24 protein-coding genes are annotated in these 22,563 nt (G+C 50.1%); 19 read left to right on the forward strand and 5 right to left on the reverse strand.

Annotation, left to right across the window (positions count from 1 at the left end):
• The first annotated feature begins 83 nt into the window (after positions 1–83).
• The 6 genes from murJ to ispH all read left to right on the forward strand — a co-directional run bounded on the left by murJ (position 84) and on the right by ispH (position 7,517).
• Positions 84–1,652 carry a murein biosynthesis integral membrane protein MurJ gene (murJ, locus tag OIK42_RS18415; protein ID WP_273642584.1) on the forward strand — a complete coding sequence of 523 codons (1,569 nt, stop codon included), beginning with the start codon at positions 84–86 and terminating at the stop codon, positions 1,650–1,652.
• A 78-nt stretch (positions 1,653–1,730) separates the two neighbouring features.
• Complete coding sequence (gene ribF / locus OIK42_RS18420) at positions 1,731–2,675, forward strand: bifunctional riboflavin kinase/FAD synthetase (protein WP_273642585.1); 945 nt, start codon at positions 1,731–1,733, stop codon at positions 2,673–2,675.
• Positions 2,676–2,718: 43 nt separating this feature from the next.
• Entirely contained in the window at positions 2,719–5,541 is a 2,823-nt protein-coding gene (gene ileS / locus OIK42_RS18425; RefSeq protein WP_273642586.1) for an isoleucine--tRNA ligase, read from the forward strand.
• A 4-nt stretch (positions 5,542–5,545) separates the two neighbouring features.
• Positions 5,546–6,067 carry a signal peptidase II gene (gene lspA / locus OIK42_RS18430; protein WP_273642670.1) on the forward strand — a complete coding sequence of 174 codons (522 nt, stop codon included), beginning with the start codon at positions 5,546–5,548 and terminating at the stop codon, positions 6,065–6,067.
• Positions 6,068–6,104: 37 nt separating this feature from the next.
• Positions 6,105–6,560, forward strand: coding sequence for an FKBP-type peptidyl-prolyl cis-trans isomerase (gene fkpB, locus OIK42_RS18435; protein WP_273642588.1), 456 nt, complete (start codon positions 6,105–6,107; stop codon positions 6,558–6,560).
• Positions 6,561–6,572: 12 nt separating this feature from the next.
• On the forward strand, positions 6,573–7,517 hold the full coding sequence (gene ispH / locus OIK42_RS18440; protein ID WP_273642589.1) for a 4-hydroxy-3-methylbut-2-enyl diphosphate reductase: 945 nt from the start codon (positions 6,573–6,575) through the stop codon (positions 7,515–7,517).
• Between the two features lie 4 nt (positions 7,518–7,521).
• On the opposite strand, the gene OIK42_RS18445 is transcribed toward ispH, so the two are convergent.
• Entirely contained in the window at positions 7,522–7,899 is a 378-nt protein-coding gene (locus OIK42_RS18445; RefSeq protein ID WP_273642590.1) for a type IV pilin protein, read from the reverse strand.
• A 155-nt stretch (positions 7,900–8,054) separates the two neighbouring features.
• Here OIK42_RS18445 and OIK42_RS18450 point away from each other — a divergent pair, with 155 nt between their 5' ends.
• From OIK42_RS18450 to OIK42_RS18465, 4 genes are read left to right on the forward strand one after another with little or no spacing between them, the layout of a single operon-like run.
• Positions 8,055–8,585 carry a GspH/FimT family pseudopilin gene (locus tag OIK42_RS18450; protein WP_273642591.1) on the forward strand — a complete coding sequence of 177 codons (531 nt, stop codon included), beginning with the start codon at positions 8,055–8,057 and terminating at the stop codon, positions 8,583–8,585.
• Entirely contained in the window at positions 8,579–9,208 is a 630-nt protein-coding gene (locus tag OIK42_RS18455; protein ID WP_273642592.1) for a prepilin-type N-terminal cleavage/methylation domain-containing protein, read from the forward strand. Before OIK42_RS18450 ends, OIK42_RS18455 begins: the two co-directional genes overlap by 7 nt.
• Positions 9,198–10,322 carry a PilX N-terminal domain-containing pilus assembly protein gene (locus OIK42_RS18460; protein ID WP_273642593.1) on the forward strand — a complete coding sequence of 375 codons (1,125 nt, stop codon included), beginning with the start codon at positions 9,198–9,200 and terminating at the stop codon, positions 10,320–10,322. Before OIK42_RS18455 ends, OIK42_RS18460 begins: the two co-directional genes overlap by 11 nt.
• Before the next feature lie 11 nt (positions 10,323–10,333).
• Positions 10,334–12,394, forward strand: coding sequence for a hypothetical protein (locus OIK42_RS18465; RefSeq protein ID WP_273642594.1), 2,061 nt, complete (start codon positions 10,334–10,336; stop codon positions 12,392–12,394).
• Here OIK42_RS18465 and OIK42_RS18470 read toward each other — a convergent pair.
• A complete protein-coding gene (locus OIK42_RS18470; RefSeq protein WP_273642595.1) occupies positions 12,391–12,915 on the reverse strand; it encodes a GspH/FimT family pseudopilin in 525 nt (174 codons plus the stop codon). The genes OIK42_RS18465 and OIK42_RS18470 overlap by 4 nt on opposite strands.
• Positions 12,916–13,206: 291 nt before the next feature.
• Here OIK42_RS18470 and nadE point away from each other — a divergent pair, with 291 nt between their 5' ends.
• On the forward strand, positions 13,207–14,040 hold the full coding sequence (gene nadE, locus OIK42_RS18475; protein WP_273642596.1) for an NAD(+) synthase: 834 nt from the start codon (positions 13,207–13,209) through the stop codon (positions 14,038–14,040).
• 6 nt (positions 14,041–14,046) lie between these two features.
• Positions 14,047–14,385 carry a P-II family nitrogen regulator gene (locus tag OIK42_RS18480; protein WP_273642597.1) on the forward strand — a complete coding sequence of 113 codons (339 nt, stop codon included), beginning with the start codon at positions 14,047–14,049 and terminating at the stop codon, positions 14,383–14,385.
• A gap of 77 nt (positions 14,386–14,462) precedes the next feature.
• Here OIK42_RS18480 and OIK42_RS18485 read toward each other — a convergent pair whose 3' ends face one another.
• Both OIK42_RS18485 and ygfZ read right to left on the reverse strand, forming a co-directional pair.
• Positions 14,463–14,942, reverse strand: a complete 480-nt coding sequence (locus OIK42_RS18485) for an FKBP-type peptidyl-prolyl cis-trans isomerase (protein WP_273642598.1) — start codon at positions 14,940–14,942, stop codon at positions 14,463–14,465.
• Positions 14,943–14,991: 49 nt separating this feature from the next.
• Positions 14,992–15,999 carry a CAF17-like 4Fe-4S cluster assembly/insertion protein YgfZ gene (ygfZ, locus tag OIK42_RS18490; RefSeq protein ID WP_273642599.1) on the reverse strand — a complete coding sequence of 336 codons (1,008 nt, stop codon included), beginning with the start codon at positions 15,997–15,999 and terminating at the stop codon, positions 14,992–14,994.
• 199 nt (positions 16,000–16,198) lie between these two features.
• Between ygfZ and OIK42_RS18495 the strand changes: the two genes are divergently transcribed.
• Genes OIK42_RS18495 through OIK42_RS18505 form a run of 3 tightly spaced genes read left to right on the forward strand, consistent with a single transcriptional unit; the run spans position 16,199 to position 17,717 of the window.
• The gene (locus tag OIK42_RS18495; RefSeq protein ID WP_273642600.1) at positions 16,199–16,450 is read left to right on the forward strand and encodes an FAD assembly factor SdhE; all 252 of its coding nucleotides are present in this window, start codon (positions 16,199–16,201) and stop codon (positions 16,448–16,450) included.
• Positions 16,419–16,868, forward strand: a complete 450-nt coding sequence (locus OIK42_RS18500; RefSeq protein ID WP_273642601.1) for a protein YgfX — start codon at positions 16,419–16,421, stop codon at positions 16,866–16,868. The genes OIK42_RS18495 and OIK42_RS18500 overlap by 32 nt, the downstream gene beginning before the upstream one ends.
• Positions 16,869–17,717 carry a MaoC family dehydratase gene (locus OIK42_RS18505; protein WP_273642602.1) on the forward strand — a complete coding sequence of 283 codons (849 nt, stop codon included), beginning with the start codon at positions 16,869–16,871 and terminating at the stop codon, positions 17,715–17,717.
• Positions 17,718–17,721: 4 nt separating this feature from the next.
• Here OIK42_RS18505 and nadB read toward each other — a convergent pair whose 3' ends face one another.
• A complete protein-coding gene (nadB, locus tag OIK42_RS18510) occupies positions 17,722–19,407 on the reverse strand; it encodes an L-aspartate oxidase (protein ID WP_273642603.1) in 1,686 nt (561 codons plus the stop codon).
• 225 nt (positions 19,408–19,632) lie between these two features.
• On the opposite strand from nadB, the gene rpoE reads away from it, so the two are divergent.
• From rpoE to OIK42_RS18530, 4 genes are all read left to right on the forward strand, one after another.
• A complete protein-coding gene (gene rpoE / locus OIK42_RS18515; RefSeq protein WP_273642604.1) occupies positions 19,633–20,211 on the forward strand; it encodes an RNA polymerase sigma factor RpoE in 579 nt (192 codons plus the stop codon).
• A gap of 97 nt (positions 20,212–20,308) precedes the next feature.
• Positions 20,309–20,899 (forward strand): sigma-E factor negative regulatory protein, encoded by a 591-nt coding sequence (locus OIK42_RS18520; protein ID WP_273642605.1) that lies wholly within the window; start codon positions 20,309–20,311, stop codon positions 20,897–20,899.
• Between the two features lie 14 nt (positions 20,900–20,913).
• A complete protein-coding gene (locus OIK42_RS18525) occupies positions 20,914–21,987 on the forward strand; it encodes a MucB/RseB family sigma factor regulatory protein (RefSeq protein WP_273642606.1) in 1,074 nt (357 codons plus the stop codon).
• Positions 21,987–22,436, forward strand: coding sequence for a SoxR reducing system RseC family protein (locus OIK42_RS18530; protein ID WP_273642607.1), 450 nt, complete (start codon positions 21,987–21,989; stop codon positions 22,434–22,436). The genes OIK42_RS18525 and OIK42_RS18530 overlap by 1 nt, the downstream gene beginning before the upstream one ends.
• Positions 22,437–22,563 lie beyond the last annotated feature (127 nt).

Here is a 22,563-nt window from a genome sequence, read left to right on the forward strand (position 1 = left end):
CTTTTGTCTGTTTACGCTAGAATAGCGCAAAATAGCTATCGGTGATGACGCTTTCGTTCAGCGTGCACCCAAAAAGGATTGTCGTGTCGAGGAAATTAATTAAATCGGGCCTGATTGTCAGTACCATGACATTGCTTTCGCGGGTCCTGGGGTTGGTAAGGGATGTGGTGATTGCCCGCTTTATGGGGGATGGCGCGGCGGCAGATGTGTTCTTTTTTGCCAATAAGATCCCTAATTTTCTGCGCCGCCTGTTTGCAGAGGGTGCATTCGCGCAAGCATTTATTCCGGTCCTCACCGAAGTCCATGCCGAACGGGATGAAAGCCAGTTACGCCTCTTTGTTGCCCATGTCTCAGGCACCCTCGGCGCTATTGTGTTTGTTACGGCATTGTTAGGCGTGATCATTTCACCGGTGATTACGGCCCTGTTTGGTGCCGGCTGGTTTATTGACTACCTCAACGACGAGCCGGCTGGCGACAAGTTTGAACTAGCCAGTACCATGCTCAAAATTACCTTTCCTTACATTGCGTTTATTTCACTAACCGGCTTGTCCGGGGCGATTTTAAATACACTCAATAAATTCGCCGTCGCGTCATTTACGCCGGTATTGCTCAACGTATGTATTATTGCCTGCGCCTACTGGCTCACCCCCTTCATGGAGCAACCAGCATTTGCGTTAGCCTGGGGAGTGTTTATCGGCGGTATTGTGCAGTTAGGCTTTCAGTTACCGTTTTTATATCGGGCGGGGTTGTTAGTTAAACCCCGCTGGGGATGGCGTGACCCCGGCGTCGTAAAGGTCAGAACCTTAATGATTCCAGCTTTGTTTGGCGTGTCGGTGGGACAGATCAACTTGCTGCTGGATACCTTTATTGCCAGTTTTCTGGTAACCGGCTCCATCAGCTGGTTGTATTATTCCGACCGCTTGCTGGAGTTTCCCTTAGGGCTGTTCGGCATTGCTATTGCCACGGTTATTTTGCCCACCTTATCGCGTAATCACGTGGGTAAGGACGCCCTCGGGTTTGCTGGTAATATGGACTGGGCGGTACGTATGGTGTGCTTACTTGGCATTCCTGCTGCGGCAGGGCTTGGGGTATTGGCCGAACCCATACTGTCGGTCATATTTCAACGTGGTGCTTTTACCGCTGAAACTGCTCGTATGGCCTCTTATAGCCTGATGGCTTATGCCTTTGGCTTACTGAGTTTTATGCTGGTAAAGGTATTGGCGCCGGGTTACTACTCGCGCCAGGATACCAAAACACCGGTTAAAATTGGCGTCGGTTGTATGGCTGCCAACATGGTGTTTAATCTTATTTTTGCCATACCGTATGGCTATATTGGCCTGGCCATTGCCACGAGCCTGTCAGCCACTCTGAATGCGGCGTTGCTCTATGTTGGCCTGAGCCGTCAAAAGGTCTATACCCTGAGTCGTTTGACCATTGGTTTTGTCGTGCGTGTGGTGTTGGCTACATGCGCGATGGTAGCGGCCATCGTGTGGTTTCAGCAGGATGTAACATTTACTGCGTTGACCTTCAGCGAGCAACTGGCGTCTTTAATGCTGACAATCGGCATTGCGCTGGCGGTGTTTGGCACCAGCATGCTCGCTATGGGTATTCGTCTGCGACATTTTAAATCTCAGCACATTAAGGCCTCTTAGCGATTGGTATTGCTGGCCGGGTAGTTTATAATCGGCCGCTTTGTAGCATTTTCATCTCAATAAAGGTTGCTGTTAAACGTGGAGCTAATCCGGGGCCTTAACAATTTAAAAGCCCATCATCACGGGTGCGTACTGACTATTGGCAAGTTTGACGGTGTTCATTTGGGGCATCAGGCTGTACTTGATAGTGTTATTAAGCAAGCCCGGCGCTTGTCCTTGCCCGCCACAGTTATGGTTTTCGAACCGCATCCTGAAGAGGTATTTACGCCACATTCCGCGCCGGCGCGGATCAGTCCGCTTGCTGAAAAGTACCAGTTGCTCAAAGCCCAGGGAGTGGACCGGCTGTTATGTGTCAGGTTTAACGCTGCCTTTGCTGCTCAGTCTGCTGATACGTTTATTGAGCAGTTGTTGGTGCAAAAGCTGGGCGTGAAATTTTTAGTTGTAGGCGATGACTTTCGTTTCGGTAAAGGCCGCACCGGTGATTTTGACCGTTTGCAGCAAGCCGGTGAAAAGTACGGTTTTGAGCTGGTAAGTACGCAAAGTTACCGGATGGCAGATTGCCGCATAAGTTCCACGGCGGTGCGCGAAGCTCTGGCCGATGGAAACTTTAGCCTCGCGCACAATATGCTAGGGCGGGCATTTTTTATTTCCGGGCGGGTGATTCACGGCGAAAAGAAAGGCCGTACTATTGGATTCCCCACCGCGAATGTATTGCTAAATCGCTGCCAAACCCCCATTACCGGGGTATTCGCAGTGAAACTCAATATCGCTGGCAGCTACTATACCGGGGTTGCTAATATCGGTTCCAGGCCAACCGTTAATGGCCAGCGTAAGCAGTTAGAAGTGCATATCTTTGACTTTGAAGGCTCCTTATATGGCCAGCGGATCCAGGTAATGCCGGTGGCAAAAATTCGAGATGAGAAACGCTTTGACGGGCTTGATGCCCTGCGTCAGCAAATCGCACGCGATGTTGAGCAGGCACAGCAAGTATTAATGAATAACGACGACCTGTTACAGGTCTGAACCGGGTTGACACCCGATAACGTGGACGGATAGAACAAACGCTATGAGTGATTACAAAGCCACATTGAATTTGCCTGAAACGCCATTCCCCATGCGCGGGAATCTGGCTAATCGCGAACCTCAAATGTTGAAAGACTGGGAACAACAAGGCTTGTATCAGCAGATTCGCCAGGCGAAATCGGGCAAACCACCCTTTGTGCTGCATGATGGCCCTCCCTACGCCAATGGCGATATTCACATTGGTCATGCGGTGAATAAAATCCTCAAAGATATTATTGTGAAGTCTAAAACACTGGCCGATTTTGACGCGCCTTATGTGCCGGGCTGGGATTGTCACGGCTTACCCATCGAGCTTATGGTTGAAAAGAAAGTGGGTAAACCGGGTAACAAGGTTAGCGCAGCGGAGTTTCGTCAGAAATGCCGTGATTACGCGCAAAAGCAAATCGATGGGCAATTGGCCGACTTTAAACGTCTGGGGGTTTTTGGTGAATGGGATAATCCCTACAAAACCATGAATTTTGACTCCGAAGCCAATATCGTTCGGGCGTTAGGTAAAATCATCGATGCGGGCCATCTTGAGAAAGGCTTTAAGCCGGTTCATTGGTGTACCGATTGTGGTTCGGCGCTGGCCGAAGCCGAAGTGGAATATCAGGATAAAACCTCGCCGGCAATTGACGTCAAGTTTCCTCTCAAAGACGTGGCAACCTTTGCCAGTGCCTTTGGTGTCGATGCTGACGCGCTCAATGCCCATAAAGCCGGTGTTGTTATCTGGACTACCACCCCCTGGACATTGCCTGCTAACCTGGCCGTGAGTCTGCATCCTGAACTTGAATACTCGCTGGTAGAGTATGGCGACGACAAACAGTGGATCATGCTGGCGACTGATTTGGTGGCAAGCTGTATGCAGCGTTACGGTCAGCAAGACTATACAACGGTTGCTACCTGCCTGGGCGCAGCGCTCGACAAAGCACATTTGCAGCACCCCTTTCTAGACAAGACATCGTTAATTGTACTGGGCGATCACGTTACAACCGACGCTGGTACCGGCTGTGTACACACAGCGCCTGCACACGGCGTAGATGACTTTAATGTGTGTAAGGGTTATGACATTGAGGTGTATAACCCGGTAGGTAACAATGGTGTCTTCCTGGAAAATACGCCGCTTTTTGCCGGTCAGCATGTATTTAAGGCAAACCCCCTTATCACTGAGACGGTAGCGGAACACGGCAACCTTATTCTCAATGTTGCCTTTGAGCACAGCTATCCTCACTGTTGGCGACATAAAACGCCGATCATCTTCCGAGCGACGCCGCAGTGGTTTATCAGTATGGATAAGCTCGACTTACGCGGCCAGTCACTGAAACAAATAAAACAGACGCAGTGGATTCCTGAGTGGGGCGAAAACCGCATTGCCAAGATGGTAGAGGGGCGTCCGGACTGGTGTATTTCGCGCCAACGTACCTGGGGCGTGCCGATCCCGCTGTATGTGCACAAAATCACTGGTGAATTGCATCCGCAAACCAGCGGTCTCATTGCACAGGTCGCAGCGGAAATTGAAAAATCCGGCATACAGGCCTGGTGGGATATTGATGATGCGGCTTTACTTGGCAGTGATGCCGATCAATACGACAAGGTCACCGATACCCTGGATGTCTGGTTTGATTCAGGCGTTACCCATTTCTTTGTAGTCGATTGTCGCGATGATATCCCGGCGAGTGCGGATCTGTATTTAGAAGGGTCAGATCAACACCGTGGCTGGTTTATGTCATCACTGATGACATCGACGGCGATGCATGGTCATGCGCCTTACAAGCAGGTGCTCACTCATGGCTTTACCGTGGATGCGCAGGGTAAAAAGATGTCTAAATCGCTGGGCAACGTGGTCGCACCGCAGGAGGTCACCAATAAGCTTGGCGCGGATATTTTACGTTTATGGGTGGCGTCTACCGATTACCGTGGTGAGATCACTGTTTCTGACGAAATCCTCAAACGTGCCGCGGATAATTACCGACGTCTGCGCAATACCGCGCGCTTCTTGCTGGCCAACTTAAACGGCTTCAATCCGCTGACAGACGCTGTGCCTGAACAAGACATGGTAGCTTTGGACCGTTGGATCGTGGCGCGGGCGAAGCAGCTCCAGGCTGACATTATCGCCTCCTATGATAAATACGACTTGCTGGTGGTGTCACAAAAACTTAGCCATTTTTGCTCTATTGAGCTCGGCAGTTTTTATCTGGATATTATTAAAGATCGCCAGTACACGGCTAAAGGTGACAGCGTCGCTCGTCGCTCTTGTCAGACTGCGCTGTATCATATTGCCGAGGCGCTGGTGCGCTGGATGGCGCCTATTACCAGCTTTACTGCGCAGGAAATCTGGCAGGAGTTACCGGGTGAGCGCGCTAAATTTGTGTTTACCGAAAGTTGGTATAACGGCCTGGATGCATTCTCGTCCGACAGCCAGTTTAGCGATACTTACTGGCAGCAACTCATGGCGGTTAAGGATGCGGTTAACCACGCACTTGAACAAGCACGAAAAGCACAGCTTTTAGGTGGCTCACTGGAAGCGGCAATAACGCTGTACGCCGATGATACGCTTAAACAACAGCTTGAGCTATTGGCCGATGAACTGCGCTTTGTGTTGATCACATCGGGTGTCACGGTTGCCAGCCTTGCTGACAAGCCTGCCGACGCCAGTAAGACTGACGTTGAAGGTTTGTACGTGGCAGTGGCGAAAAGCACCGGTGAGAAATGCGTACGTTGCTGGCATGTCCGGGATGATGTGGGTTCACATACATCGCACCCTGAGCTGTGCGGACGTTGCGTCACCAATGTTGATGGTGAAGGTGAAGAGCGCCACTATGCCTAGTCCAATAGTGAACTTATTTCGCACCACCGGTTTACGTTTTTTATGGATAAGTGCGATAACAGTGGTACTGGATCTGTGGAGTAAATATGCCGTCATGGATAACATGGAGTTATATGAGTCCATTCAGGTGACAGCGTTTTTTAACCTGACCTATGTGCATAATTATGGCGCTGCATTTAGCTTTTTACATGGCGCCGGTGGCTGGCAACGATGGTTCTTTACTGCCATCGCTGTCACTGTCTGCGTCGTTATTCTATGGTGGTTAAAGCAGACTCCACGGCAGCAAAAGCTGTTGCCCGTGGCGTTTAGCTTTATTCTGGGTGGTGCACTGGGTAACGTGTACGACCGCATCAACCATGGCTATGTGGTCGACTTTCTCGATTTTTACGTAAATACCTGGCATTGGCCGGCCTTCAATATTGCCGACAGCGCTATTTTTATTGGTGCGGCGTTATTGATTTGGGATATGTTGACCTCTAAGAGTGACGACACCCTGGCTAAAAAGCGCACTCACGCCAATCGTTAACCTAACTGACAACCTAGTAAGCCAGAGAGAATTTATTGTGACTGAACAAGTAGCGACAATTCGGGATAACAGCGAAGTTATTATGCATTTCGACCTTAAACTCTCTGATGGATCAGCGGCCGACAGTACCCGGGTCAATAAGAAACCCGCCAAGTTGGTGATGGGCGATGGTAGCCTGACGCCCAATTTTGAAGCATGTTTGCGCGGTTTAAGCGCCGGCGATAAAAAGTCATTTGAACTTGCCCCTGATGATGCCTTTGGGCAGCCCAACCCGGATAATATTCACCACATGGACCGCAGTCGGTTCGGTGCCGATATGGCGTTGGAAGAAGGTATGATTATGGCGTTTTCGCAGCCGGACGGCAGCGAAGTGCCCGGTATTGTTCGCAGTATCGCGGGTGATTCTGTTACCATCGATTTTAACCATCCTCTGGCTGGACAAACTGTCATCTTTGATGTTGAAATCATCGATGTTATCAACGCCGAACGCTAAGGAACCCGTCATATGCAAATTCATTTAGCTAATCCCCGCGGCTTTTGTGCCGGCGTTGACCGGGCGATTACCATCGTTGAGCGTGCCCTGGAAATATTTCAACCGCCTATTTATGTGCGCCACGAAGTGGTGCATAACAAGTTTGTGGTGGATGGGCTCAAAGAGCGCGGCGCGATATTTGTCGATGAACTGCATGAAGTGCCAGACGATAACATTGTGATTTTCTCAGCCCATGGAGTCTCTCAGGCGGTGCGCCAGGAAGCGCAGCGACGTGGCCTGAAAGTCTTTGATGCCACCTGTCCGTTAGTGACCAAGGTTCATCTTGAGGTGACTCGCGCCAGTCGTCGTGGCACCGAATGCATACTCATTGGTCATGCTGGTCATCCTGAAGTGGAAGGCACCATGGGACAGTATGATAATCCGCAGGGTGGGATTTATTTGGTAGAGTCGATTGCCGACGTTGAGCAACTTAAGGTTAAGAACCCCCAGGCGTTGTATTACTGTAGTCAGACAACGCTGTCGGTAGACGATACCGCCGAAGTGATTGATGCCCTCAGAGAACGTTTTCCGGCCATTGAAGGGCCTCGTAAAGATGACATTTGCTATGCCACACAAAACCGTCAGGATGCGGTGCGTGAGTTGGCAGAGGACTGTGAAGTGTTGCTGGTCGTTGGGGCACAAAACAGTTCTAACTCCAACCGCTTACGCGAGCTGGCGGGTAAAATTGGCGCCCAGGCTTACCTTATAGCGGACGAAAGGTGTATACAGCGTGAATGGCTGGAGGGGGTTCAACATATCGGTGTGACCGCCGGTGCTTCAGCGCCCGAAGTATTAGTAAAACGCGTTATTCAGCGTTTACTCGACTGGGGGGCGACCCAGGCCTCCGAGCGTAGCGGGCGCGAAGAAAGTATCGAATTTGCGGTGCCTAAAGAGTTACGAATCAAGCAAGTTAGTTAGGATGCTACCAACAAGTCGCTGGCAGGCGGTTTAACGACTGATCAAGGGTCAGTGCTGTACAGCCGCTGTCAGAGGTCTGACTCCCCTTTGCGGTCGCAGTAAGCGTAAAGGTGGTGGCGCTGACGTTACTTACCGAAAACGTGTAAAAATCTGATGACGGAAGCGTTATGTCGGCTGCCGTGGCGTAGCTGACATTTTGTAACCGGTAGTTTTCCTGGCGCATATGCAATTGCATCAACGCCGTTTGAGCATCTCCCCGGCGTGATTCTCTTACCTGATTTTGGTAAGCCGGAATGGCGACTGCGGCTAAAATCCCCATAATAACAATAGTAATCATCAATTCTATCAGGGTGAAACCGGTACTTTTTGCTTGCTGTTGCATAGTTTGAATATACCCACTAATTAAAATAAATACGTGCTTGTTGACGTATGCAGCATAGAATAAATCAAATACGAAATGTGTTGTGTATTGGTTATGCTAGCTGTGTATATAAAAATATGCCAAGAAACGACGAAAATTGATGCGAAGGTATTGCTATGCGCCAGATAAAGCTACAACAAGGAGTGTCGCTCATCGAAGTCCTCATTGTTGTTGCCATTATTGGTGTGGTACTGACGCTCACCGCGCCAGCCGTTACCTCTTTGCAGCAGCGTCTTACCGTGAAGGGTGCAGTAGAGAATATCTACTTTTTACTGCAGTTGGGTAAAAGCAATGCGATTCGTCAAAGCAATACAATTACGGTGGATACCCACGCTGACACCAGCGGTTGGTGTATGGGAATAACCGATAACCCGAATTGTGATTGCGCAACAGTAAACAGCTGCACCGTGGATGGCCGGGAGCAGGTCGTTAGTTCAGCAGACTTCTCACAGGTTATGATGCAAAATATTACCTTTGACGCAAACGGTCAGGCTCAGTTTGACGGTATACGCGGGATGCCGCCGCTTGGCGCGGCGCAGTTAGAAGTGTCCGACAACACCAATACGGTGCGGCTCAGCATTACGCCCACAGGGCGGGTGGATATATGCAATGTGGCCGGCGACATCGGAGGCTACGACGCATGCTAACTAACAGGCGTGAACAAGGATACACCCTGGTTGAAATCATGATCGCCATGGTTTTGGCTGTCGGCTCGCTGACAGCTGTCGCGTCGTTGGTGGGGTATGGTATTGGCGTCAATGCCAATCTGCTTAACAGCGCGCGTCTGAATGAAGAGTTGGGCAATGCCTATGCGTTGATGGCCAGCGATTTACGTCGTACGGGCTACACCAGCAGCACAGTTGCACTGGTGACAGACCCGGCCAATAACCCCTCACCATTTAATAACACGATTGTCGTCGGTGCTTTCGCCGGTGAACCTGCCAACAGCTGTATCTTATTTGCCTATGACAGCAACGATAATGGCGTATTAGATATTGCAGGCCCCGATGAACGCTTTGGTTTTCGTTTACGTGAAGGGGCTATTGAAATTCGCCGTAACGGCGCACTGTGTACCGATATTGGATGGGAAGACATTACCGACAGTGACTATATTGATGTTGAAAACCTGTTATTCACGCTTAACCAGGTGACTGATAACGGTATTACTACAAGTACCGTAGAGCTCACCCTGCTTGGTGTGCTGGTGGACAATGGTAATTTTTCGCGCGAGTACCGCTCTGAAATAGCAGTGAGAAATTATGATAGCTAAGTCTTGTTGTAGCGCTGCTCAGCGCGGTGCGGTTATCCTCACCGCCGTCATCCTGTTACTCACACTGGCAACGCTGGTGACGCTCTATACCGGCAGGGTAAAGTCCTTTGAAAACCAAATCATCCTCAATAGCCAAAACCGAACTATGGCATTTAACGTTGCTGAAGCCGGCCTGATGCGAGCCCTGGGTGTACTGACCGAAAATCCGCGCTGGGATGGCGCACTTTTTACTGAGGTAATGCCGGGGCAGGGGCGCTTTTCGGTGGCGGGAAACTGGCAAAATATTACCCGTGAATCATCCGTACTACGATTAGTTACCCTGCAGTCAACCGGGATATCGCCAGATGGTTTATCCACTGTTGTAGTGCAGGAGCAAGCATTACTTTATTCGGTTATTGCTAATCCACCGGACGTGCCACTGATTGTTGCCGGCGGCCTGGATGTAAGCGGTAATTTTGAAGTGGTGGCCAATCCTAATGGCGGCGGCGAGGGAGTGCCGTTATCTATCTGGACTGACCTTGATGTCGATATGAATAATGGTAGCGGCACAACCTGTGGTCTGCAGGAATTTACCGATGGTAACTGTAGCGGTTCCCCTTACTCCGAAAAAGGCTTTCAGGACTTAGATATTCTCGATAACGATCCGGATTTTCCGGATGATCTACTGGAATACATCTTTAATGTACCAGAAGCCGAGTGGGCGAGTTTGCGGGCAGAAGCAGATCAAACGCTGCTGTCGTGCGCGTCGCTGGGGCCTGCCAGTGTTGGGCTTATATGGGTAGATGGTGATTGTCAGCTCAATGCCGGTACCATCGTAGGTAGTGCCACGGACCCGGTGATTTTAATTGTTACCGATGGCGATCTCACCATGAATGGCGGTGCCGAAATCAACGGCATGGTGTTTTCGTTTCGCAAGCCAACTACTGTGGCAGCATTTGAAGTGAATATGCTCGGTAGTGCCAGAGTCAATGGTGTGGTGGCTTCTAATCACCCGGTTGGTCACGCAAACGGCACCTACAATTCGGTTTACGATGCGAATGTCCTGGACCAGTTACAACAACATGACGCCTTCCAGCGTGTCGCACGAGTTCCCGGTAGCTGGCGGGATTTTTAGAGGGCAAAATTATGCGTGGTTTTTCATTAATAGAAGTGTTGATTGCATCATTGATCATTATGCTTGGTGTGACCGGCTTTGTAACGCTTCAGTCTGCTTACATGCGCAGCGATGCCGACACTAACCTGCGTCAGGTCGCCATTCAGATGGCACAGGAAAAGCTGGACGACCTGCGCCGTTTTAATGTCATCGAAACTACCCCCGGCCAGATTGCGTATGACGATATTAATACTAACGTGGGTGGCAGCATACAAGCGGGCGACGCAAATGTGACCATCGGCGCTGACAATAAGTCTTATGCTTTTAACCGACAGTGGAATGTGGTTGAGCAATATTTTGTTGATACCGATTTTGACGGTATTGAAGACAGCTGGTTGGACGCCCCTGCCATTGGCGGCCTGGGCTTACCTGTGCCAGCACTGCCGGCCCAAAAGCAGGTTTCGGTTACCATCGGGTGGACTGATACTGAAGGCAATGCCATGAGTGTGGTGGTTGACGGCAATATTGCGCCGGTTAGCGCAGCCAACAGCTTGCAGGCGATCAATGAGAGCGATAATGCCAAGGTACAGCCTGAAGTCGCTTATGTTCCGGGGTTGGCGCCTGATGTTATCTCCTACGACTTAGGCAATAACGAAAGTGTGGAAACCAGCAAACCGGTGCCTGATATTTCCAACCAGGGCGACAACAATGTGGTGCAATTTGAAACCATTCGTTACGAGAGTAATGCCCAAATTGCGGAAAAGCTCGAGCAGGAAGATTTTTTAACCCTTAATTGCAGTTGTAAACTGGCAGGCTCCGGGGATGGCTATACACCGGCAATGACCGTACTTGATGGCGAGGAACTCGTGGTGAAACGCGGTGAAAAAGTCACCAAGGATATCGGTGTAGTTGCCGACAGTAAGCAACCTGCGCTATGCAATGTGTGTTGTCGCGATCATCACGATACGTCGTCGATGATCGCCAGTGAAACCTACTACCGGGCCGAAGCCGGGTTGCCTCACGCCCATTATGATTACCAGGGGGCCGGGAACTTTGTCAAAGCCAGCGGGGTTGGCGATCCCTACACTGAAGCGTGTCGCTTTAAGCGTCTCGACGGTTTTTATGAGCTTTATCCGGACTGGCAGCTTATTGATATTATTGAGTTTGAAACGTCTTACTTAAATGTTGATAGCGTCATTGCAAATTATCGCACGTACACCGAGGGAGTCATTGCCAGTGACATCCAGGGCTCAGCGTATCCGGTGAAACCGACCGATCGGAATATTGAGGTACCACCGGGGGGGTATCAGTTAATTGCGCGCGGTATCTACCTGGATAGAATGACAACGGCTCATCGAAACGCGGTCAAGGCGAAAATTAGCGCCGGCGATCCACAATGGAAGGCCCTGGTGCCATTTTACGACATTAACCTTACCTTACTGTCGGACTGGCAGTCGGCCAATACCAACGTTGCTACGGTCACTAACGAAGCCATTGAGACGATTATCGATCCGAGCAATAATTATTACGGTACTTACAGCCGCGGGCGCGCAGAAGCATTGAATGATGGCAGTACCAATATGAGTGTAACGGCCTTTGCCAATAATGCTGGTATAACCGGCACCGATCCGGTGTCGCCATTAGAATATAGTCAACGGTTAAGTGATGTCTCTATGCTGGTGACGGTTGACAGCAAATCCAGCGCCGAGAAGTTTTTTGGTATCATCGGCAATATCAGCTGTTTGATTACACAGAATAACGTGACCAAATCATGCGAGACCAATAACACCAATAAAGCGGAATATGTCGACTTATCAGACATGATTATTACGGTCACGCCAAGCAAATTCATTTGTCCCGTGACGGTGCCAAAGGGTAAATCGACACCATTTTTCAGTTGTACCAATGTCTCTGAAAACTGGCTCGGTAGCATAGAGTTTAACATCAGTAAGCCCGGCTACGGCGTGTCTTACAAAATTCAAATGCCAGATGGAAGCGTGATTGATGCTAACCAAATCACCCTTACGTCAGGGCTGACGGGTACATCTAATCAGGAATACGGCGTTATCATAGAGCTTAATCAAACCTATTAACAGTGCGGATAGTGACCTGTTGGTGGGGTGAGAGTGCAGACTCTGACTCTGCCAGTGTTACTTACGATCAATTTATACTGCTCCGTGTCATTGCTTAAGGTTAGCGAGCCGGCGTAACCACCGGCCAGACCTCTGGGAGGGGTAAAACGTGACTGGTTATCGTAGTTGGTAAAGGTAGACGCTGTTATCGACGTAAAACGAAACTCCCGCCACCGGACAACAGACTCTACTCCCATTATTGTGCAACTCGAGGCCACCCGGCAATCACAGTCAGTGGTGTCGGTGGTGCCGATACACCATTGATTACCCGGGTGAATGTCGACAACAATATTGTGCTGCTGCATAACGGCGTGGCTTCGTGCAAACTGGAACGAAAAATAAGCCGCCTGAATCGCTCCCTTTAAGTAATGGCTGTTCAGTAACGAGCGAAACCCGGCGGTACCCTGACTCGCAATAACAGTAACAACGGTAATTGCAATCAGCAGTTGTATAAGCGTAAATCCACCCCGATGTTGGTGCATAGTCTGTGTCCTGTAAGTGTTGGCAGACCATAGTAGAAATAACCAATAGCGCTGAGAACTGCGCCAAAGTATGGATTATCCTGCGGCAAGAACATGTTGCTCCGGCTAAGCGGTGTACCTGCGATAACGAGGCGATACCCCAGCGCCATCGATACGACTGTAAGGCGTTACCCTGTGGGGCGAGGTCAATCCAGGCGAAGAATCTTACTGCGACGGTATAATGCCTGCTGACAAGGTCACCAATTTTAACGTAGACTGTATACAGGTACTTAAAACACTCTGGATTATCTAATGGATAAACAAGCAGTTATTGAAGAAATGAAAGTGTTACCCAGTATCGACGTTGAGTTCGAAGTAGCGCGTAGGGTAGGTTTTATTAAACGGCAACTTAAGCAATCCGGTATGAATGCCCTGGTACTGGGCATTAGCGGTGGTATCGATTCGTGCACCCTGGGCCGGTTGGCACAGTTGGCCGTCGATGAGCTTAATGACGAGCATCACGAAAGTTATCAGTTTATCGCGGTGCGCTTGCCTTATCATGTACAAGCCGACGAAGATGATGCGCAGGCGTCGATCGATTTTATCAAGCCATCAAAATCTATTGCAGTGAATGTGCAGCCCGGCGCTGATGCTATCCATCAGCAAACCAGCGCGGCGCTTGATGCTGCTGGTTTGTTACCCGCCGACGAAGCAAAGCAGGACTTTGTAAAAGGTAATGTGAAAGCCCGGACCCGTATGGTCATTCAGTATGAAATAGCCGGTATGCTTGACGGGCTGGTGCTAGGCACCGATCACTCGGCTGAAAACATTACCGGCTTCTACACCAAATATGGCGATGGGGCATGTGATTTGGCGCCCCTGTTTGGTTTAAGTAAACGTCAGGTGCGTCAGGTGGCGGAGCATCTGGGTGCCCCTGCCAAAATTATTCATAAAGCGCCCACGGCCGATCTGGAAACCCTGACGCCGCAAAAGGCCGATGAGCAAGCGCTCGGACTCACCTATGATCAAATAGATGATTTTCTCGAAAATAAAGCGGTTGCACCGGAAGTATCGGAAAAGTTACTGTATATTTATAATCGTACGCAGCATAAACGTGTACCTATTCCTACTATTTACGATGAGTAAGCGACAATGAAAAAAATTGAAGCAATCGTTAAACCTTTTAAACTCGACGAAGTTCGTGAAGCTCTGGCAGATGTTGGTATCGCAGGTATGACGGTGACCGAAGTCAAAGGTTTCGGTCGTCAGAAAGGCCATACCGAATTGTACCGCGGGGCGGAATATCAGGTTGATTTTTTACCCAAGGTAAAAATTGAAATCGTCCTTGATGATGAGCGTGTAGAAATGGCGGTGGAGACTATCCTCAAGTCTGCCAAGACCGGTAAAATTGGCGACGGTAAAATCTTTATCTACAACGTTGAGCAGGCCGTTCGGATCCGGACATCAGAATCCGGTGACGAAGCGATATAATCAGACGCAGTGGTATCTGTAAAACAAAAAAAGCGGCGTGTGTTTACACGCCGCTTTTTTATTTCGAATTGCTCTAATTAATGGTTACAACCACCCGCACCGTGAACGTGGCCGTGGGTCAGTTCATCCTGGGTGGGCTCGCGTACATCGAGTATCTCAACTGAAAATGACAGAGCAATACCAGCGAGCGGATGGTTACCATCGATAATGACTTCGTCATCGGTTTTTTCTACCACAATAACCGACTGCTCTCCGGCGTCGGTGGTTGCCCGAAACTGCATGCCGGGCTCCACATCCATGCCATCAAACATCGTGGCTGGCACTGCCTGAACCAAATGATCAAGGCGCTCGCCATAGGCTTTCTCTGGCGCAATAGTGACGTCAAATTTCTCGCCTGAAGATTTTCCCTGTAACGCTTCCTCGAGTCCGCTAATTAAAAAACGGCTGCCCAAGAGAGCTGATAGCGGCTCGCCACCAGTCGAAGAATCAAGCTCAGTGCCGTCTTCAGTGCTTACCGTGTAGTGAAGCGTTACGACACTATTTGGAGAAATTTGCATAGTACCTGCCTTAATGGTTTTTTAGGTGAATGTTTGAAATTATCAGTGATTAATCTAGCGTATACGGCAAGTCGCAATGGATCAACTCTGCCGCTGTAAAAGTCGAGAGCCGGAAGGCATCATCGGCGCTGGTATTGTTGTTGACGATTGCCAGGATCCAGGTTTCTTCGCCAAGTTCGGCGAGCTGTAAAATTGTGCCACCAGAACGCCAGTGCTCACCGGCCTGTTTTTCCAGTTGAATAGCGCCATCAGCGGCGGCAGCACCAGACGAAGCCTCAGCAGCGATTGCGGTATCAAGTTTAAACACCATCGCGGCCCGTTTGTTTTTACCCAAATAGCGCGTTCGGGCCACAACTTCCTGGCCCATATAACAACCCTTATTAAAGTCAATTGCGTTCAGCGCCTGCAGATTCATCATTTGCGGCACATATTGATTAACGTGAGAGGCGGTTGTGAGCCAGGGAATACCTGCACGAATTTGCAGGGCATCAAAAACGGCTTCGTGATAACACACTATGCCGTCCTGAGAAAGTGATTGCTCAAAGGCCTGAAGGTGTTGTGAATCAATGCCGACTAACAAAGACCCTGCCGGATAATCAAGCTGCAGCGCTATTCCGGCAGGAGACTCTGACAGCGTTAACGCCTTATCGGGCAAACTCGTCATGAGCGTTTTCAACTGTGCTTTAGCGGCGTCGCCGGCAACATAAAAATAGTGGTATTTTGGCTCATCCGGGGCAATAGTAATTTTTGAAAACACCCCGTACTTTTGCAGCTGAGCTGTGGTCGCCTCTAACGCTGCTTTAGGCCCCAGTAATACCAATGCAGAGCTGGTGTGTGCCAGCAAACTGATACTCCAGCTCTTGCCCTTAAAGTCGCAATGAGCCGTGCGGCGAACCTCGCCTTGCGCCAATTTATTTACGTCGACGGTGAGTTGGCTGTGCAAAAAAGTGCTCGCATCGTCACCGGTTAACCGAAGCCCGGCCATCGTCTCCAAAGGCACAATAAAGTTGGCCGCCAGGTCTTTCAGGTTCGCAGGCATTACTGGTTGTAGTTGCATAATCTTAAGCACACTCATTGGTAAGTTTTAGCATTCTGGTAAGTATGTGGGGCGCAATATCAGAAGTTCAAGGGGGGCGTCGTGGCGAGCTTGGCAGACACTGTTACAAAACCGATCCGAAGCGGCTTTAGGTCAGTATCAACCACCTACCAACCGTGATATATTTGCGACCATGTCAATTACACCGAATCAACCTGTTATGTTTACTGCAAAGCGTTATGCTCGTTTAAAATGGGCTTGCCGTCGCGGCATGCTGGAGCTGGATGTACTGTTACTGCCGTTTGTAGAGGAAGCGTTTAATGATTTGTCGGAGCAGGATAAAGAAACCTTTGAACGATTATTAACCTGCGACGACCCGGATTTATTTGCCTGGTTCATGGGGCATCAACGCTGCGAGGATCCTGAACTGGCAAAGTTAGTTGCAACCGTTGTTAACCGAGTCAAAGTATAACGTCAGGCTGGCACTGACAAGGTGCTGGTGGCAACCGCGTCTGTGGCTGAGTGCCTCGGCGTGCGCCATAGCGGTATTGTTGAGTGAGCACCCTGAATGGACGCTGTTAGTGTGCTTGGTAGCAATGGGGCTTTACTGGTGTTTACCGCCAGCTGACACTAAACGACGGCGCAGCACGGTAGAGCAGGTGACGGTATCGGAGTCCGGTCGTTGGGTACCCCTGGTCGCTGAGCGTAACGACAGTCAGGACGCCTGGCAAATAGAAAGCCGTTCTAAGTTGTTGCCATTTGCGTTATATCTGGTGATGGTCAGCGAACGCACCGGGCGGCGAAAATCGCTTTGGATTTTTCCCCGGCATACCAGCGAACTCAGTTACCGGCGACTGGCCAGGATTGTTTTTCGGCAAGGAATACTCTGATTGGTAAATTTATACATCAACGCACTGTTTAAAAAACGCATTCCTATCACGGCTGACAGTTTAGACGCACTGCAGCGTGCTCCGGTGCTGTGGCAAACCTTTTCACCCAGCGTTAAACATTATCATCGCTACTGTCGATTACTGGACTGGCAAAATCAGGCGCAGGTCCATCCCCTTTACTGGCAGGTTCGCGCGCTCCCGCTGCAGCTTAAGTTACTGTCTCACCCGAAAAGCCCGTTTGCCCTGTTGGGGCTGGTGCACCTTGATAACGAAGTAACCGAATATGCTGATGTCCGGGTGGATATTCCCTGCGAAATGGTCGCCCGGTTTAACCGGGTCTATCAGCACCGTAGAGGTCTGGCCGTGGTTGTTCAGGTAACGGCGACGCAACGGGGTCGGCGAGTGTATGATGCGGCAGGCACGTATTTAATGCGCCGGGCGGGCAAAATACCCGGATTAGCCGGCTATGAAGGGCGCAATCAACCGGCCTCTGAGGAAGAACATGATGTGGCGCTGTTTTCGTTTAGTCCCGCTGATGTGCGTCGTTATGCGTGGATCTCCGGCGATGTTAACCCGATACACCTCAGTACGCTGACCGCACGTCTGTTTGGCTTTAAACGCGCTATAGCGCACGGTATGTTTACCAGCGGCCGCGCTATTGCCGCCCTTGACGCGCAACAGCCACTCAGTGGCGAAGCGCTGTCGATATATTTTAAGCGGCCCATGCTATTACCGGCTGACGCGCAGTTGCGCGCCGGTCCGCGCGCTTCCAGCCAATCTTTCTCGTTACAGTCGACCCGTCAGGCAGATCATGCTGAGACCTTTATAGAAGGCATCATTCACCGCTAACGGACTAGCGCTCGAAACCGCCGGTTAAATTACCCGGCTCCGGAGTGCTGTTTGACTTCAAAGGTGTCAATATGGAAGGGCTGGCCGATCCTGAGCGCTCCGGATAATCCAGGTTATAGTGTAACCCCCGGCTTTCTGCGCGCTGCATAGCACAGCGCACGATGAGTTCAGCCACAGTGACCAGATTACGCAGCTCTAACAAGTTATTGCTGACACGAAAGTTCGAGTAATATTCGGTAATTTCCTGTTCCAGCAGTTTAATTCTGCGCATCGCTCGCTCAAGGCGTTTGTTGGTTCGCACAATGCCGACATAATCCCACATGAACAGTCGCAATTCGTGCCAGTTGTGCTGAATAATGACTTCCTCATCTGAATTGGTAACTTTGCTCTCATCCCAGGGGGAAATCGGCTCTTCAGAAGTGGGTTCATCCAGGCGCGCCAAAATGTGCTGCGCTGCTGAGCGGGCAAATACCACGCACTCAAGCAGCGAGTTTGATGCCATACGGTTGGCACCGTGCAACCCAGTGTAGGCCACTTCGCCTACCGCATACACATTGTCGAGATCGGTACGGGCATTAATATCGGTCATCACGCCGCCGCAACTATAGTGGGCAGCAGGCACAACCGGGATGGGCTCGCGGGTAATATCAATGCCGAGTGACCGGCAGCGACGATAAATATTAGGAAAATGTTTTACGATAAAGTCAGCGGGTTTGTGGCTGATGTCTAAATACATACAGTCAGCGCCCAGACGTTTCATTTCGTAGTCAATGGCACGTGCTACCACATCCCGTGGCGCCAGTTCCTTGCGAGGGTCAAACTTTTCCATGAAAGGGGTGCCATCGGCATGCACCAGTTTTGCCCCTTCGCCGCGTAATGCTTCGGAAATCAGAAAGTTGCGGGCCTGTGGATGAAAAAGGCAGGTGGGATGAAACTGGTTAAACTCCATATTGGCCACGCGACAGCCCGCGCGCCAGGCCATCGCAATGCCGTCACCACTGGCGATATCCGGGTTCGAGGTATACTGGTACACTTTACTAGCACCGCCGGTAGCCAGGGTTATAAAGCGGCTGCGGATGACCTCTACCTGCTGGCGTTTGCGGTTCCACACATACACGCCTTTGCAATGGTTGCTGGCTTGTTCACTTTTAATTAAATCAATGGCGTTATAGCGTTCAAAAATATGAATATTAGGATGCTGTGACACCGCTTCATTCAGGGTGATTTGCAGAGCTTCGCCGGTGGCGTCGGCGGCATGCAGTATGCGCCTGAAACTGTGTCCGCCTTCGCGGGTGAGATGGTAACGGTTGTTGCCATCGCCACTGTTATCCTGATCAAAAGGGACACCGTGTTCAATCAGCCATTCCATCGCGCTCTTGGCATTTTGTGCGGTAAAGCGGACAACATCTTCGTCGCACAGATGGGCGCCGGCCTCGAGGGTATCCTGCACATGTGACTCTATGGAGTCGCGTTCGTCGAATACTGCAGCAATGCCACCTTGTGCATAGCGTGTAGAACCCTCATTACAGTCGCTTTTACTGACCAGAATAATACGGCAATAATTCGCGAGTGAAAGTGCCAGACTTAAACCGGCGGCGCCAGAGCCAATAATAAGAACATCACAACTGTGCTCAATATTAGCGTCGCCAGCATTAACCGCTGTATTAGGTGAAGAAGAATTTGAATTCATGTAGTGTAAGGTTCACAATGCGTGATTTCTGGCAAGTCTAATAAAACTCGGCGCAAACGTAAAAGGTTAAACACCATACAAGTGTGCTTTTTCATTAATACCTGGTGTTTAGTTGGGTTAAATAAAAAAAGATCACACTCTTTGCGAACTTTTTGCAAAACACGAAGTCTACTCAATTGCTTGCATGAGCTGTTTGGAATTTAGTTAGTAGGAGAAATAGCTCGAATGAGCGAGCAGATAACTGATCAGCAGTTGGTTGAACGCGTCCAGCGGGGCGATAAAAATGCGTTTAACCTACTGGTAACGCGCTATCAGCATAAAGTAATGCACCTGGTATCGCGCTATGTGAAAAACACCGGCGATGTAGCAGATGTCACGCAGGAAGCTTTTATTAAAGCGTACCGGGCGTTACCCAATTTTCGGGGCGACAGTGCTTTTTACACGTGGTTGTATCGCATAGCCGTAAACAGTGCAAAGAACTATATCGTGGCCCAGGGGCGTAAGCCGCCTGCCAGCGATGTGGATGCTGATGACGCAGATTACTTTGAAGGCAGCGATGCCTTAAAAGAGCATTCTTCACCAGAACGTAGTGTGTTGACTGATGAGCTGGAAGCAACCTTGTATAACGCAATGGAAAAGCTACCAGATGATCTGCGTATGGCAATTACCCTGCGAGAAATCGAAGGATTAAGTTATGAAGAGATTGCAAATGTAATGGCTTGCCCTGTTGGCACCGTGCGCTCGAGAATATTCAGAGCCAGGGAAGCCATAGATAAAGTCATTCAACCATTACTGGAAACTTGATATTGAGCTTAAGGGCTTGGATCAGTTAAAGTAGATTTTGAAACGGTGGTCTAGTGGCTGGATAGTTACCAGCCGGGCGTAACCAGGAAAGTACTATATGACGCAGCAACACGAAAAATTATCGGCTTTTATGGACGGCGAACTTAATGAAAGTGAGTTTGTTGACAATCTTAAAAACGATAGTGAGTTACTGGCAAAATGGCGAAGCTACCATGTAATCCGCAGCGGTTTACGCAAAGAAGCGTCGGTCATGCCGGAGTTTGATATTACTGCTCAGGTTGCGGCAGCTTTAGATGACGAAGCAACTGTCTTGGCACCGAGGTCAAAATGGAAAACAATGCCTGTTATTGGCAAAATTGTACCCCTGATACGTCAGTCGGGTCAGTTTGCAGTGGCGGCTTCGGTGGCGGCAGCGGTGATACTGGGCGTTCAGCAAATGAATATGCCGGCTCCGGAAGAACCGTTTACCACTTATCAGACACTGGGTGTCCCTCAGGCAGGGATGGCGCCGGTAAGTCTGGAACAAAGCAACATGGTGCCGAATACGCAAAATGTAGACAGCGATGCAAAACTGCAAAAACGTCGTCAAATCAATGCGTTGCTTGCCGACCATGAACAACAGCTAAAATTAAAGCAAGCTGAAGAACAAGCAAAACACATAGCGGAACCCGAAGCTAACCAGCCTTAATGAAGAAGTTAACGATGAGATTTTTAAAACAACGCACTGCTTTGGCAGTGCGTTTGTTGTTTGTGGCAGGCCTGTCTCTTGGCAATCAGGCCTTGGCCCTGCCGCAACAAAGTGCTACCGACAGCGAGTTACCGGTGCCATCTGACGCGTCGCCGGACAATGAGTCTGAAAGCAATGGTATAGATCAGGTAGAACGGTTGTCTCTTAACGGCTTGGAATGGCTGGAACGACTGGCACAAGCTAACCGACAATCTAATTTTGAAGTGTCATTTGTGCTTACCCGTCCCGGTCAGGAAGTTATTCCCTACTTGTGGCGTCACGCGCTGCTCGAAAACGGACTGGAAGCTGAGCAGCTGAATTTACAAAATGGCCCTGGCCAGGAAATGATTCGGCTTGGTAATGTCGTCAGTGTATTTGAGCCGGATGTACAACCTTACAGTATTTACGCTGATGCGATCACCGGGCCACTGCCCAGTGATTTGTTGTATGAGCCGCAGGCGCTGGTGGATGCCTATCAGTTTATCACCATCGGGCGAACGCGGGTTTCCGGTCGGCCAGCGCAACAACTGCGTATCGTTAGCCGTGACAACAAACGTTACAATTACCAGCTGTGGCTTGACGAAGAAACCGGCATGCTGCTCAAGCTTAATATGGTAGATTTACAGGGCGCGTTGTTGGAACAAGTGCAGGTGACGGGCATAAAAGTCAGTCCGGAGCCTGCGCCATACTTTGCCAAAATCAACCCTCAGGCGTTGCCCAGCGCCGTGGCCATGACGCCAAAAACGCGTCAGCATCAGTGGGAAGTCCAGTTTATTCCAGTGGGTATGCAGGAAATTAAGCGCGAGACCCGCCGACTTGCAATGACCGGGCAGGTAGTTGAATACAAGTTATTCAGTGATGGCATGGTTGATGTATCCGTTTACGTCCAGCCGGCCCATGATTCTCTCGACTCCGATGTAGTACTGCGCCATTCCACCAATACCTTCCTGTCGCTCACCACCGGGCAGATACAAATTACTGTGATTGGCAAAGTGCCGCCGGCCACAGCCTATGAGATCGCCCATTCGTTGCGTGCAGTGGGGACCTGATGATTACCGAGACAGCCAAAGTTGTGGCGGTGGACGATGATTTAATTACAGTGAGTGCCTCGGTGAAAACCGGCTGCAGTCAGTGTCAGCTGAGCAGTGATTGCGGCACCAGTGCGGTGGCAAAAGCGTTTACCCCGCGTCAACAGCTCCTGTCACTGCGTTCGCCATTGCCGCTGCGCGTTGGAGACCATGTTGTGATCGGCATTCCTGAGCAACGCGTGTTGTTAGCCTCCTGGTTGTTGTATATCGTGCCATTGTTGAGCCTGGTGGGCAGTACGGTATTGCTAAGTCAGTTTACCGCCTGGCATGAACTGGTGGTGTTTGCCATTGGGCTGTTGCTGTCGAGCGCCAGTTTGTGGCTGGTTTCACGGTTTTTCAAGCGCCAACAACACAGCCGTTTTGAGCCGGTGATCATCACTCAGAAGCCCAACAAGGCGCTGCCACTCTAATCCCATCAGCAAACCAAAGCCGGTCAATGGCGAATAGTTAAGCTTGATATTCGCTTTTAAGGCAATAAGTAGGTAAAATCCGCATCCTCGAACGGTGTCTGGGTGATTCGGCTAGCTTATTTTTCAG

Origin of the sequence: Alteromonas gilva (assembly GCF_028595265.1) — a bacterium.
In the GTDB taxonomy this organism is placed as follows: Bacteria; Pseudomonadota; Gammaproteobacteria; order Enterobacterales; family Alteromonadaceae; genus Alteromonas; species Alteromonas gilva.